The 13,687-nt window shown below is 71.3% G+C and carries 9 protein-coding genes; 4 read left to right on the forward strand and 5 right to left on the reverse strand.

All coding sequences use genetic code 11. From position 1 onward, the window contains the following. Window positions 1–6 precede the first annotated feature (6 nt). A complete protein-coding gene (locus tag KSF81_RS24680) occupies window positions 7–1,176 on the forward strand; it encodes a GNAT family N-acetyltransferase (RefSeq protein WP_217381227.1) in 1,170 nt (389 codons plus the stop codon). Window positions 1,177–1,447: 271 nt separating this feature from the next. Here KSF81_RS24680 and KSF81_RS24685 read toward each other — a convergent pair whose 3' ends face one another. The 3 genes from KSF81_RS24685 to KSF81_RS24695 form a co-directional block, all read right to left on the reverse strand. After that, window positions 1,448–2,836, reverse strand: coding sequence for an oligosaccharide flippase family protein (locus KSF81_RS24685; protein ID WP_217381228.1), 1,389 nt, complete (start codon window positions 2,834–2,836; stop codon window positions 1,448–1,450). Window positions 2,837–2,993: 157 nt separating this feature from the next. Beyond that, window positions 2,994–4,943: an asparagine synthase (glutamine-hydrolyzing) gene (gene asnB, locus KSF81_RS24690; protein ID WP_217381229.1), complete on the reverse strand. Its 1,950-nt coding sequence runs from the start codon at window positions 4,941–4,943 to the stop codon at window positions 2,994–2,996. Between the two features lie 548 nt (window positions 4,944–5,491). Continuing rightward, window positions 5,492–6,454 carry an NAD-dependent epimerase/dehydratase family protein gene (locus KSF81_RS24695; protein ID WP_217381230.1) on the reverse strand — a complete coding sequence of 321 codons (963 nt, stop codon included), beginning with the start codon at window positions 6,452–6,454 and terminating at the stop codon, window positions 5,492–5,494. Window positions 6,455–6,732: 278 nt separating this feature from the next. Here KSF81_RS24695 and KSF81_RS24700 point away from each other — a divergent pair, with 278 nt between their 5' ends. From KSF81_RS24700 to asnB (KSF81_RS24710), 3 genes are all read left to right on the forward strand, one after another. Then, window positions 6,733–7,812: an acyltransferase gene (locus tag KSF81_RS24700; RefSeq protein ID WP_217381231.1), complete on the forward strand. Its 1,080-nt coding sequence runs from the start codon at window positions 6,733–6,735 to the stop codon at window positions 7,810–7,812. Window positions 7,813–7,937: 125 nt separating this feature from the next. Further along, complete coding sequence (locus tag KSF81_RS24705) at window positions 7,938–8,729, forward strand: FkbM family methyltransferase (RefSeq protein ID WP_217381232.1); 792 nt, start codon at window positions 7,938–7,940, stop codon at window positions 8,727–8,729. 178 nt (window positions 8,730–8,907) lie between these two features. Then, on the forward strand, window positions 8,908–10,869 hold the full coding sequence (gene asnB, locus KSF81_RS24710) for an asparagine synthase (glutamine-hydrolyzing) (RefSeq protein WP_217381233.1): 1,962 nt from the start codon (window positions 8,908–8,910) through the stop codon (window positions 10,867–10,869). Between the two features lie 77 nt (window positions 10,870–10,946). Here the strand turns inward: asnB (KSF81_RS24710) and KSF81_RS24715 are convergent, their stop codons facing one another. Together KSF81_RS24715 and KSF81_RS30470 are read right to left on the reverse strand one after the other, a co-directional pair. Further along, window positions 10,947–12,146, reverse strand: coding sequence for a glycosyltransferase (locus KSF81_RS24715; RefSeq protein WP_217381234.1), 1,200 nt, complete (start codon window positions 12,144–12,146; stop codon window positions 10,947–10,949). Window positions 12,147–12,443: 297 nt separating this feature from the next. Continuing rightward, window positions 12,444–13,676: a glycosyltransferase family 2 protein gene (locus tag KSF81_RS30470; protein ID WP_254453730.1), complete on the reverse strand. Its 1,233-nt coding sequence runs from the start codon at window positions 13,674–13,676 to the stop codon at window positions 12,444–12,446. Window positions 13,677–13,687 lie beyond the last annotated feature (11 nt).

Below are 13,687 nucleotides of genomic sequence, written 5' to 3' on the forward strand. Positions count from 1 at the left end.
TGGACGATGGCAGGCTGCGCCCTGTGGCACCGGGCCTGTAGTCCGGCAGGCTTCGACCACCGATTCGACACCGGCACCTTCCCGCGCGAGCCGTGGCGTGGTCTTGTACCGGCCATGACGGTGGAGGTGGCCCTCGCGCGGGTTGAATGCTTCGACGCGCTGGCCGCCACATGGCGCCAGCTCGAGGCGGAGGCCGCCGATCCCGCCTTCTTCCAGACCTGGACCTGGGTGGGATGCCTCGCCGGGGAGCGCTATCCCGACCCCGTGCTGCTGCGGGCGGAGGAGCGTGGCCGCCTGGTGGGCCTGGCGCTGTTCAACCGCCGCCACGGCCAGCTTTGCCTCACCGAAAGCGGCGACACGGCGCTCGACGCGCCCTTCATCGAGCACAACGCGCCGCTGCTCGCCCGCGATGCGGGGCCGCAGGTGCTCGGCGCGCTGTTGCAGGCTGCGTGGCGCCACCCCGGCATCCGCCGCCTCCGGCTGGGCGGCGTGCCGCCCGAGGTGCTGCGCGCGGCGGGCGGCACGGTGCTGCGGCTGCAGGAACGCCTGGCGCCGGTGGTGCGGCTCGATGCGGTGCGCGCGGCGGGGCGCGGCTATCTCGGCGGGCTGAGCGCGAATACGCGCTACCAGCTCCGCCGTTCCGCCCGGCGCTATGCGGAACAGGGCGGGGTCGCGCTGCGCCGCGCGGCAACCGAGGCCGAGGCGCTGGAATGGCTGGACGCGCTCATCGAATTGCATGGGCAAAGCTGGCGCCGCCGCGGCAAGCCCGGCGCCTTCGGCAACCCCTTCATGCGGCGCTTCCACCGCGCCCTGGTCGCGCGCGCGCTGGCGCGGGGGGAGGTGGACCTGTTCCGCCTGGACGCGGCCGGGGAGGCCGCCGGCTACCTCTATAATTTCCGCCTGCGCGGCCGGATCTACGCCTATCAGAGCGGCTTTGCCGACAGTGGCGCCGACCCGCATGCCAAGCCCGGCCTCACCTGCCACCATCTGGCGGTGGAGCAGGCCCTCGCAGCCGGCGACCGCGAGTATGACTTCCTGGCCGGCGCGGACCGCTACAAGCTGAGCTTCGCCAATGCCACGGTGCCCCTGCTCTGGGCCGAGATGGTGCCGGCCTGGTCCGGCGCCGGGCTGGTGGCGCGGCTGATGGGCGCGATCCGCCGCCAGGGCGCCGCTTAGAGCGGATCGCCGCAGGGCGGAACCGCCCGGAGGCGTGAATCTGCTCACCAAACAACAGGCTACAGCGGCGTGCCGAACCATCGATTCGGCACGCCGCTGTAGCCCGCGATCGTCCTGGGTGAAAACGCCCAGGGCGTGAATCGCTGGCTCAATAAAGGCCAGGCCCATATCGCCCTGACCACAGTCAGGGCGATATGGGTCTAGCGCAACAACGCTCCCTGCGGCATCGCCCGCGACAGCCGGGCCGGGGCGGCACGGTTCTCCGCCCACCCTAGCCGCCCCGGCAGGCGAGCGTGCCGCGACGCAGCCAGCCGGCGAGCCGGCCCAGCAGGCGATGCATCAGGGACAGCAGGTCCCGCTCGGCCCCTGCGGGCTGGCCACAGGCCACCCAGAGGGCGCCAAGCACGGCGAAATAGAGCAGCGCGCCAAGCGTCACGCCGGCCAGCAGCGCCCGCGTCGCGGCCGCCGCGGCAAGGGGCGCCGGCGCCCAGCCGAGCCCGGCCCACCACAGCCCCGCCGCCATCACCACCACCGCCACCAGCGGCCGCCAGACCTGCGCGAGCAACCGCGCCGGGCGCAGCCCGAGATGGTGCAGGGCGCGGGCCACCAGCACCGCCTGCTCCGCCACGAGCGTGATCGCCATCGCGATCGCGCTGCCAAGCAGGCCGAGCCAGGGGGTGAGGGTAACCAGCAGGACGATCCGCAGCGCCGCCGTCCCGAGCGCGATCCAGACCATGCTCTGGAGCTTCGTATGCGCGTTCAGCAACGCCGCGCTGATGAAGCCAAAGAGGGATGTCGTCAGGGCGAGGCCCAGCACCGCGACAACCGGCACCGCCTCCAGCCAGGCGGCCCCGAAAGCCAGCCCGACCACCGGCCCGGCCACCAGCGAGATGCCGGCCCCCGCCGGCAGGCTGAGCAGGCCCGTCAGGGCGATAATGCGCAGGTAATGCTCCGCGCCCTCGCTGCCGGAGCGCAGCGCCGCGGCGAAGCCGGGCATGCAGGCACGGCAGATCGGGTCCACCAATTCGCTACTCGGCAGGGCCGCAACCTCCCAGGCGGCCGAATAGACGCCGACCTGCGCCGGCCCGAGGCTGCGGCCGATCACCACGCTGTCCATCCGGTCCCGCACCATCGTGCTCACCGCGAAGGCCCAGGTCCAGAAGGACACCCCGGCAAGCTCCCGCCAGGCGCCCAGCGAGAGGCGCGGGCGGTAGGGATGCATGATGTAGCCCATCGGCACGCCGACGAGCCGCGTGATCACGATGCCCGCCACCAGCGCCCAATGGCTGTGCATCAGGAAAGCCAGCGAGATGGTGGCGGCGATGCCGGCCAGCCGCGGCAGCAGCAGCAGGCGGAATTCCTTGTCGAAGGCCAGGTCCCGCCGGAAATCGGCGCAGCCGACATTGCCAAGGCCGCCCAGCGCCGTGCTGGCCGCGAGGACGTAGAGCACGCCGGCGAGCCGCGCATCCCCGAAGAACCCGGCCGCCGCCTCCGCCGATGCCGCGACCAGTGCCGCGATCAGCAGGCTGCGCAGCAGGTTCAGGGTGAAGGCGGTGTCATAGAGGCTGCGCGTCGGCGCCCGGGCGCGGACGATCTGGTCCTCCACCCCGATCGCCAGCCACACCTCCAGCGCTATGGCGAAGGTGGTGGCCAGCGCCACCAGGCCGAAATCCCCCCGGCGTCAGCAGCCGGACCAGCACCAGCGTGCTGACGAAGCCGAGCAGCCGGGTGGCCATCCGCCAGGCGATCACCCAGCCCGCGCCGCGCGCCGTGCGGGCCAGGATGCTGCCCCCGCCCTCCTCCACCATCGCCATGCGTCAGGCCCGCACCAGCATGTCCGCGGCGCCCGCCGCGGCATCGGGCAGCGCCCTACCCTCCGCCGCCAGGAAACCCTCGAAGACCAGCAGGTGCCAGAGCGCCTGGGTATGGTCGAGGCGGCCTTCGGCATGCTCCTCCACCAGCCGGGAGAGGGCGGCGCCGTCGAACAGGCCGCTGTCGAGCATCGGCGCGCCCAGCAGCCGGTCGCGCACCACCGCCGCTCCGGCACGGAGCTGGCCGCCGATGGAGGCGGCGAAGCCCTGCTTGCGCCGCTGCAGGATCTCCGGCGGCAGCAGCGGCGCCACGGCCTGGCGCAGCACATGCTTGCCCTGGCCGCCACGCTGCTTCAGCCCCGCCGGCAGCGCCATGCCCCAGCCGACCAGCTCATGGTCGAGCAGCGGCGGGCGCAGCTCCAGCGACACCGCCATGCTGGTGCGGTCCGTCTTCACCAGGATGTCGCCCGGCAGGTAGGTATGCAGATCCGCGTATTGCGCCTGCAGCAGCGGGTCGGCCGGGTCGCATTCGGCCATCAGGGCGCCGATCCGCGCCGCCGGGTCGTGCCCGTCCAGCGCGGCGCGCAGCCCCGGCGAGAGCAGCGCGCGGCGGCGGTCATGGTGCAGCTTGCAGACGGTGCGGTAGTAGCCCAGCGCGCTCTCCAGGCTGATCTCGGTGAGCGTATGCTTGGCCCGCAGCCAGCGCGGCGCCTGGTCCAGCTTCGGGTAGGCGCGGGCCAGGCCGCCGATCACCTGCCGCCGGAGCGGGCTCGGGATGAAGGCGCGCACCGCCTCCGCCAGCACGTGCCAGCGGTAGCGGCGATAGCCGGCGAAGACCTCGTCGCCGCCATCGCCGGAAAGCGCCACGGTGACATGCCGGCGCGCCAGGGCGCAGACCGCCAGGGTCGGCACCGAGGAGTGGTCGCCGAAGGGCTCGCCGAAGATCCGCGCCTGGTCCCGCGCGGCGGCGAGGTAGTCGGCCGTGCCCGGCTCCGCCCGGTGGGTGGTGCCGCAGCGGGCGGCGACCAACGCCGCCTGCGGCCGCTCGTCGCCCTCGCCGGGGAAGCCGATGGTGAAGGTGGCGAGCGGCCCGCCCGCCGCCTCCGCCACGGCCCGTGCCGCCAGGGCGGTCACCGCGCCGGAATCCACGCCGCCCGAGAGGAAGGTGCCGAGTGGCACATCCGACATCAGCCGGGCCCGCACCGAGGCATCGAGCCGCGCCGCGAGTTCCGCTGCCACGACATCGTCCGCCGCCGCCGGCCGGGGCGCGACCGGCGGCTGCCAGTAGCGGCGCGGCGCCGGCACCTCGGCGGCACCCTGCCGCAGCAGCAGGAAATGCGCGGCCGGCAGGCGGCGGATGCCGGCGTAAATGGTATGCGGGTCGGGCACGTAGCCGAGCGCCAGGAAATCATCCACCGCCACCGGGTCGAGGCGGCGGGGCAGCGCCGGCAGGGCCAGCAGCCCGGCCAGTTCCGAGGCGAAGGCGAGGGTTCCATCGGGCAGCCTTGCGTAGTGCAGCGGCTTCTCGCCCAGCCGGTCCCGCGCCAGCAGCAGCTCGCCCCGCCCGCGGTCCCAGAGGGCGAAGGCGAACATGCCGTTCAGCCGCTCCAGCAGGCCCGGCCCCCATTCGCGCCAGCCATGCAGCAGGGCTTCGGTGTCGGAGCGGGTGCGGAAGCGGTGGCCGGCCGCCTCCAGTTCGCGCCGCAGGGCCTGGTGGTTGTAGATCTCGCCGTTGAAGGAGACGACAAGCCGGCCATCCTCGCTGGCCATGGGCTGGGCCCCGCCGGCCAGGTCCACGATCGCCAGCCGGCGATGGCCGAGCGCCAAGCCGGGTTCGGCATGGAAGCCTTCACCATCCGGGCCGCGGTGGCGCAGCGCCTCCGCCATGCGCCGGATCAGCCCGGCCTCGGGCAGATGCGGATTCGAGGGATGGAACAGGCCGACCACGCCGCACATGCCAAACGCTCCCGTATCGCCGTGCCGGCAGGCGGCGAGTCCCGCTCCAAGGCCTTCCCGGGGCGCGCGGGAAAGATCCACGCAATCCCGCCCGGTAATGGTCACGGTCCTGGTTACGACCAAAGTTACCCTGGCGGATGCGACGCCCCGCCTGCTCAGGCGTTTGTGCCACTGTGCAGGACCCGTGACATCAACCTAGACTTGTGATAACCGTTTCTTTACCACCAACTCTTAATAGAGGGGAGCTTGAAGAGGGCTCAACCGTTCGAGGAGGCGCAATTCGTGACTCGGTTTCAGGACGCACGGCGGCTCGGCAGGGCGAAAGCGATTCCTGGCGAGTTCCAGGCTGCCCCGATGCCGCAGCGCCTGGCCTGGCCAGCCGCCGCCCTGGTCATCGTCGGTCTTTCCCTGCTGCTCTGGTCGAGCATCGGCGCGATCCTCGTTTGGTTCCTGGGCTAGCCGCCGGATAGACCTGCTGTTCCGCCGGAGTGCGATCGGGCGGTATCGACCTGCCCCAGCCCGGGTTTCCGACCCGAAGCGCCGCCGTCCTAGCCATCCACCAGGCCAGGCCGGCCTGCCCTCAGCCAGGCGACAACCTCGGCCAGACCCGCTCGCAATCCCACCGGCATGCCCAGATGCAGGGCCTCGCGCGCCCGTGCCGGCGAGCCAAGGGAATGCTGGATCTCGCCCGCACGCGCCGGCCCGTGGCGCAGTTCGAGCGGGGTTTCGCACAGCCTCGCCACCACCTCCGCCAATTCGCGCACCGAGGTCGGCTGGCCGGTGCATACATTGAACACCGGCGCCGCTGGCGAGGCCACGCGCATGGCCGCCAGCAAGGCCGCCACCACATCGGTGACGAAGACGAAGTCGCGGGTCTGCCGGCCATCGCCGAAGACCTGCACCGCCTCGCCGCGCGACAGCCGGTCGCAGAAGATGGAGATCACGCCGGAATAAGGCGAGCGCGGGTCCTGCCGCGGGCCGAACACATTGAAGAACCGCAGGCCCAGCGTCGGAATCCCATGCACGATCCCGGCGACGCGGGCGTGCTGCTCGCAGCCCAGCTTGTCCGCCCCATAGGCCGAGAGCGGCCTGGCCGGCGCCGCCTCATCGATCGGCAGCACCGCATGGTCGCCATAGACGGCGGCGGAGGAGGCATAGACCACGGGGATGGCATCCGGCTTGCCATGCGCCCCGCCCGGGCGGGCCGCCTCCAGCAGCGCGATGGTGCCGGAGAGGTTGACCCGGTGCGTGCCAAGCCATTCCCGCACGCCGCGCTCCACCGAGGCGATGGCGGCCAGGTGGAAGCAGCCATCCACCCCGGCCATCGCATCCCGGACCGCCGCCGGATCGGCCACATCGCCCCGCAGCAGCGTCGCGCCGGGGGCGAGATTCCCCGCCGACCCGGTCGAGAGGTCGTCGAGCACCCGCACCTGGTCGCCCCGCGCGCGCAGCGCCGCGCAGAGATGCGAGCCGATGAAGCCGCACCCGCCGGTCACAAGGAAGGTTGCCACCCCTGCTCTGCCTCCTCGGCATGTCCGGGCGGGATCATACGACCAGAAAGCGCGAATCCGAACCCGTCCGCATCGAAATGTGAACCATCGCCATGACCGGAGACGCCCGCCGGGACCAAGGGGCGCGCCGCCGCACGGGCCGGGCGGCGGTTCACCCGGCTACTGGCGGGCGTAGGAGTCTGGTCATCATGCCGGGCCGCAGGCATGCTGCCACGACCACCGGTGGCTGTCCGGAGGGCCGCCGTCCAGCAGAGGTTCCCGTCCAGCAGGCCCCGATCTTGACCCGAGAAGTCTCCCTCTATCTGGATGCCGTTCGTTTCCTGGCCGCGATGACGGTCTTCCTCGGCCATATGTCGCGGCACAGCTTCACGGGCGGGTTTCTCTGGCCGCTCCTCGGCTTCGGCGCGGAAGCCGTCACCATCTTCTTCGTCATCTCCGGCTTCGTCATCGGCTATGCGACGGACCGCCGGGAGGCGTCGGCCTCCTCCTACATCGTGGCGCGCGCCGCCCGGATCTATTCCGTGGCCCTGCCCGCGCTGGTCCTCACCTTCCTGCTGGATGCGATCGGCCGGTCCTTGCGGCCGGACCTCTATGCCGGCTGGTGGGAGCCCGGCCCCGGGGGCCAGCCCTGGCAATTCGTCAGCAGCCTGCTGTTCCTGAACGAGCTCTGGTTCAGCCAGCTCCGGCTCGGCTCGAACGTGCCCTATTGGTCGCTGTGCTTCGAGGTCTGGTACTATGTGATCTTCGGCATTGCGGTCTTCGCGCCGGCGCGCTGGCGGCTGCCGGGCATCGCCGCCGTCCTGGTCCTTGTCGGGCCGCTGATCGCGGCGATGTTCCCGCTCTGGCTGCTCGGCCTCGGAACCTACCGGTTCTGCGCCCGGCGGGAGCTGGGGCGGGTGGCCGGCACGCTGCTCTATCTCGGCTCGCTGGCCGGCTGGGTGGCCTATGAGATCTGGAGCCGGCGGTACGGGCGGCCCCTCACCCTGATCCCGCCCTCGATGGGGCGGCCCGAACTGGCCCTGGACTACGTCGTCGCCGGGCTTTTCGCCATGCATCTGGTTGGTGTCCGGGCCATCCCCGGGCTGCTCGGCCCGGTGCTGAACCGGCTCGCGCGGCCGATCCGCTGGAGTGCCGGGGCGACCTTCGCGATCTACCTGTTCCATCTGCCGGTGGCGCAGTTCCTCGCCACGCTGGTGCCCTGGCCACCCGATTTCTGGGCCACGCGGCTGTTCATCATCGGCGGCACGCTGGCGATCGTGCTCGCCCTCGCCGAGGTGACGGAGCGCCGCAAGGAGGTCTGGCGCCGGGGTTTCAGCGCGCTGCTGCGGCAGGGCCAGCGCGCTATCAGGCCTGGCTGATGGCCGAGGCCGCCGGCTGCGGGCGCGGCCTGCCGCCCGATGCCCGATCCGTCATTCCGGCTGCGTCGGGTCTCGTGGTAATGCCGTGGGATAGAGGCTGGCCGGACCAGCAGGAGGCAAGTCGCATGCTGAAATTCCTCAGCCGCCAGATCGTGGCGACGCGGGCCGGCCGGTACTGGCTGTCGAAGCTGAGCAACAACCTGGATTTCGATCCCCTCTACGACATCATGGCGAATCGGGTTCCGGTCGGGTTGCGCCGGCTGCGGCAATTGGGGTTCGCGCCGGATCTTGTGGTGGATGCCGGGGCCTATCGCGGCGAGTGGACCACCATGGCGCTGCCGGTGTTTCCCGAAGCCCGCTTCGTGATGCTGGAAGCCCAGCCCGACAAGGCGGCGGCGCTGGAAGCGGTGCAGGCCGCGGCGCCCGGCCGCGTCTCCTTCCAGATCGGCCTGCTCGGGGCGGAGCGCCGGGAGAAGGTGCCGTTCTTCGTCGCCGAGACGGGATCTTCCGTCTATGTCGAGACCACCGCCTTCGCCCGCAGCGAGATCTCGCTGCCGATGCAGACGCTAGATGAGGCGCTGGCGGCGGAGCGCGCGGCCCGGAGCGTCTTCCTCAAGCTCGATGTGCAGGGCGCGGAACTCGACGTGCTCGCTGGTGCCGCCGCGACCCTGGAAAGGACGGAGGCGGTGCTGCTGGAAGCCTCGCTCGCGGAATACAATGCCGGGGCGCCCCGGCTCGCGGACGTCACGGAGCAGCTGCGGAAGCTTGGGTTCCTGCCCTTCGACATCCTGGACCTCAGGCGGATCGGCCCGGTCCTGGCGCAGATCGACATGGTCTTCGTCCGCCCCGAATCGGCGCTTGCCCGCCGGGCGGCGGAGGTGATCGCGGGGTATGGCCGGGAGCAGGCGGGGAAATAGGGAACCGGCGCGGTTCCCGGCATCCTCGACCGCTCACCCACAATAACGTCATATCCTGCCCCGCGAATCAGGCGAAGATTCGCGGCATGGCGTGTATCTGCGGCTTGGATAACACGTTACACTTGCATTGCGACGCCTTCATTACGGGTGGCTGCGGCTGGTTCAGAGGGCCAGGTTCATGTGCGGCATTGTCGGCCTCCTGGTTCCTGACGGCCTCGGCGACGAAAGCTCGGCGCGTGGCCTGATCGCCCGGATGCGCGACCGCCTGGTGCATCGCGGCCCGGATGATGCCGGCACCTGGCTCGATGGCGCCGGCGGCCTGGCCTTCGGCTTTCGCCGCCTCTCGATCATCGATCTCTCCCCCGCCGGGCATCAGCCGATGCTTTCCGCCGATGGGCGCTACGCCATCATGATGAATGGCGAGGTCTATAATTTCGGCGAGATCCGTGCCGAGATCGATGCCGCCCGCGGCCCGCATCCCTGGCGCGGCCATTGCGACACCGAGGTCCTGGTGGAGGCGATCGCACTCTGGGGGGTCGAGGCGGCGATCCGCCGGGTCAATGGCATGTTCGCCCTGGCCATCTGGGACCGGCGGGACCGCGTGCTCTCGCTGGCCCGCGACCGCATCGGCAAGAAGCCGCTCTACTACGGCTGGGCGGGCCACAGCTTCGTCTTCGGCTCCGAGTTGAAGGCGCTCTGGCCGCATCCGCAATTCGACTTCCGCGTCTCCGGCGAGGCACTCGCCGGCTTCCTGCAACTGGGCTATGTGCCGGGCGAGCAGACCATCTTCGCGTCCATCGCCAAGCTGCCCGGCGGCCGCCTGCTGCAAATGGACCAGCAGGCCCTCGCCCGGCGCCAGGCGCCCGCGCCGAGGGCCTATTGGGATCTGCGGGAGGTGGCCCTCGCCGGGCTGGAGGCGCAGGCCGCCGGCCATCCGGCCGCGGAGGAGGAACTGGAGGAGGTGGTGCAGGATGCGGTGGCTCGCCGCATGACCGCCGATGTGCCGGTCGGCGCCTTCCTGTCCGGCGGCATCGACTCCAGCCTGGTGACCGCGATGATGGTCGCCACCTCCTCCGGCCCGGTGCACAGCTTCGCCATCGGCTTCGATGTCGGGGAGTGGAACGAGGCGCCGCATGCCCTTGCCGTGGCGCAGCATCTCCGCACCAACCATGTGGAATCCTATCTCAGCCGGGCCGAGATCCTGGCCGTGGTGCCCGAACTGGCGGGCATCTGCGACGAGCCCTTCGCCGATGATTCGATGATCCCGACCACGCTGCTCTGCCGCCTGGCCCGGCGCAGCGTCACCGTCGCCCTCTCGGGCGATGGCGGGGACGAGTTGTTCGCCGGCTACCAGCGCTATGCCGCCGTCGATAGCTGGCTCGACCGGCGCGCGGCCCTGCCGGCGCCCTTCCGCTCCCTCGCCAGCGGATTGGTGAACCACCTCGCCCGCCCCGCGGCGGGGCGATGGAGCAGCCCGCGGCTGGAGCGCCGCCTGCACCTGCTCGGCAACCTGCTTGAGGCGGGCGACGCGGAGCAACTCAATGAGATGCTGGTCTCGCAATCCCTCGACCCCGGCACCCTGCTGACCGCCCCCGGCGCCTTCGACCACCCCCTGGCCGCCAAGGCCTACCGGCTCGGCCGCTCGGCGCCGGTCGACCGCATGACCTTCATGGACACGGCGACCTACCTGGTGGACGACATCCTGGCCAAGGTGGACCGCGCCAGCATGTCCACCTCGCTCGAGGTCCGCTGCCCGCTGCTCGACTACCGGGTGATCGAATTGTCCTGGCGCTTCCCCGCCGCGGCCAAGTGCCGGAACGGCAAGGGCAAGCGGCCGCTGCGCGCGCTGCTCTACCGCCGCGTGCCGCGCGCCATCGTGGACCGGCCGAAGATGGGTTTCGGCGCACCGGTGGAAGTATGGCTGCGGCAGGAATTGCGTGGCTGGGCGGAGGCGCTGATGAGCCATGAGGCGCTGGCCGAGCACGGTCTGCTCGATGTCTGCGCCTGCCGCCGGCTCTGGGAGAATTTCGCGCATCACGGACGCGGCTATGACCGGGTGATCTGGAACCTGCTGATGTTCCAGGCCTGGCACGCTTCCATGAAGGCGATGGGCCGGGGCCAGATGGCGCTGGCGGCCTGAGCCGGCACTGCGGCACGGCTTGTATCCTGCCGGCGGTTCCCGGCTCCGGGCCGCAAGGCCCTTTGCCGACCGGCGGCTCAGGCTGGCAGGCCGGGTCGGGCCTGGACCGTGCCGCACAGCCTTTGCAGGTGCTCGCGCAGCCCGGCGGTATTCCGCTGCCAGGTGAAGCGCTCCGCGCTGGCCCGCACCGCCTCCGCCGCCGGCGGATCGGCCAGGATCGACCGGATCGCCTCGGCGATCGCCGCCGGGGTCCGTTCCCGCAGCAGGCGCCCCGCCGCCGGCCGGTCCAGCGCCTCGGTCGCGCCATCCACCGCCGGTGTCACCACTGGCGTGCCGCAGGCCATGGCCTCGATCCAGGCATTCGCCAGGCCCTCGCTTTCCGAGGCCAGGGCCATCACATCCGCGGCTGCCAGGATCGCCGGCAATTGCCCATGCGGCACGCCGCCGAGCAGCCGCACCCGCCCGGCGACACCACGCGCCTCTGCCAGGGCGAGGAGCCGTGCCTGCTCCGGCCCCGACCCCGCCACCAGCAGCGTCGCATCCGGGATCCCGGCCATCGCCTCGATGACGAGGTCGTGCCCCTTGCGCGGGATCAATGCCCCGAGGCTCACCACCAGCGGGCCGGTGACGCCCAGCTTCGCCTTCGCCGCCGCCCGGTCGAGCGGGCGGAACCGGTCCAGGTCGACCCCGGTATAGTGGACGCCGATCTTGGCGGCCTCCATGCCCATCGCCACCATGTCCTGGCGCAGCGACTGCGCCACCGTCAGCAACCCGTCCGCCTCGGCGGCCGCCCGCAGGATCTGCGCCCGGCATGCCCGCCGCGCGCCCCAGTAGTGGATATCCGCCCCGCGCGCCTTGATCGAGAAGGGCACCCCGAATTCCCGGGCGAGCCGTGCGGCCGCCGGACCGTCGGGATAGAAGAACTGGGCGTCGATCACGTCGAAATGGAAGCCTTCGGCCTGCCAGCGCCGCAGCACCTTGCGCGCCGCATGGACCAGCAGCGACGGGTTAAGGGGCCCGCTAAGGCCCGGCAAAGTCAGGAAGCGCGGCCGCGCCACCTGCACGCCCTTCCAGCACTCCGCTTCGGGAAGCGATCGCAGGTCGCGGTAGTGCGGGTGCAGGTCGAGCGGAAAGGGTGGCAGCCCGATCGGGTTCACGACCCGGAGTTCGACACCCTCGCAGGCCGCCAGCCGCAAGGTCTGGTTCTCCACGAACACGCCGAAATTCGGCTGCGCCGCGTTCGGGAACAAGGTCGACAGGGTCAGGACCCGCAGCATTCGCGTTCCATATCGCCCATGCGCCGGCGCGGCGATGCCCGGGGCAGCATGCATCCTGTGGCGGCCAGCCGGGAGATTCACGGCATCACCTTCATGCGGAGCGGCAAGATCGGTCACATGCACGCCAGTAGCCTTTCAGGCATTTCGCAGGCCGGCGGCCCCTCCCGCCAAGGGAAGGTCGCACCACGCATCAGGGAAGTGCCCGACGGAGCCATTCCGGCATCCTAGATCATTTTTGGACGTCGAGTGCGATTTTGTTATTTCAAAGAAACGTAATGCCCGCGGTGGCACCCCGTATCAGCCGCCGACGGAAACCATGGGCCTGGTGGTGGATGGTGGGCCCGCCGCCACGTCCCGCAGCGTCCGCTCCGCCAGGAACAGCGCATCGAGCCAGAGATGCCGGCCCAGACGGTCCACCTCCTCGACGAGCGCCACGATCTGCGGCGCGGCGGCATCGCCCTGATCCAGGCGCAGCTCCTTGAGGGTACGCGGCGTGTCCTGGAAGAGGCGCCGCAGCAGCTCGGCCACGGCGGCGGCGGCACGCTGGCGCGGCCACTCCGGCTGGAGCCCCCGCCCTTCCAGGACCAGCAGGGCGAGAAGATAGGTCGCCCGCACCCGCCCGCCGGCTTCGCCCGGCTGCGAGGCCGGATCCGGCAGCAGCGGTTGCAGCGACGGATTGGGCAGCAGAGCATCAATGCCCATCGTCCCGGAAAGCGCCACTGCCCGCCGGAGGCTGGCGGCGAGGACCGGCAGGAACAGATGCATGCGCCCGGTCGCCGCCGGCTCACCCAGCAATTGCGCCGCGGCGCGCCCCGCCTCGTCGCGCGGCAGGCCGGCGCCGAGCTGCTTCAGCAGCCGCCCCGGCTCGCTATAGCCGAGCCAGGCCAGGTCCTGGACCATGCGCGGGATCGCGCCCTGGTCGTCCGCCGCGGCATGGCCGTTCCGGACCGCCACCAGCGCCAGCGCCCGGAACAGCGACCGTTCATTGTCCTGGCCCGGTCCAGGCAGGATGTCCTGCAGCATCTCGTCCAGCAGCAGCGCGAATCCCGGCCCTTCATCGGGGAGATCCTGCGCCCGGTAGCGGTTGATCACCTGCCGCAGGGTCCGTCGGCTGTTGAGCAGCCCCGCCGGCAGGCAGGCGATGCCCAGCAGCGCTGCGCTCTCCAGGCTCGGGCGGCAGCGCAGCCCGAGCCGGAGCAGGTGCCGGGCCCGGGGAAGGTCCCGCTCGAACACGGCCGCGCGCGCGAAGCCATGATAGGTGGCGGCCATCTTCACCCGCACCTGCCGCGCCGGCAGGCCGAGCGCCTGGCCGAGCAGGGTGAGGTTGCACAGCGACGCCTTGAGGAAGCGCTCGGAATTCGAGGAAATGCCGATGCCGCGGGCATAGCGGGTCAGTTGCTCGGGGCAGAGGACGATCTGCCACCGGCTCGCGGCCAGGCGGGTCCACAGGTTGTAGTCCTCGACCGAGATGAGTTCGCGCGTCTCGTCGAAGCCGCCAAGCGCCATGAAGGCGTTGCGCCGCACGAGCACGGTGGGAATTG

The organism is Siccirubricoccus sp. G192 (assembly GCF_019084075.1).
In the GTDB taxonomy this organism is placed as follows: domain Bacteria; phylum Pseudomonadota; class Alphaproteobacteria; order Acetobacterales; family Acetobacteraceae; genus G192.

Coding starts and splice junctions, on each gene's coding strand:
- KSF81_RS24680 (WP_217381227.1), top strand. CDS start 7: ATGGCAGGCTGCGCCCTGTGGCACCGGGCCTGTAGTCCGGCAGGCTTC.
- asnB (WP_217381229.1), bottom strand. CDS start 4,943: ATGTGCGGCGTGGTCGGCCTGTTCCATCCCTCGAATCCGCATCTGCCC.
- KSF81_RS24705 (WP_217381232.1), top strand. CDS start 7,938: ATGCTGAAATTCCTCAGCCGCCAGATCGTGGCGACGCGGGCCGGCCGG.
- asnB (WP_217381233.1), top strand. CDS start 8,908: ATGTGCGGCATTGTCGGCCTCCTGGTTCCTGACGGCCTCGGCGACGAA.
- KSF81_RS24715 (WP_217381234.1), bottom strand. CDS start 12,146: ATGCTGCGGGTCCTGACCCTGTCGACCTTGTTCCCGAACGCGGCGCAG.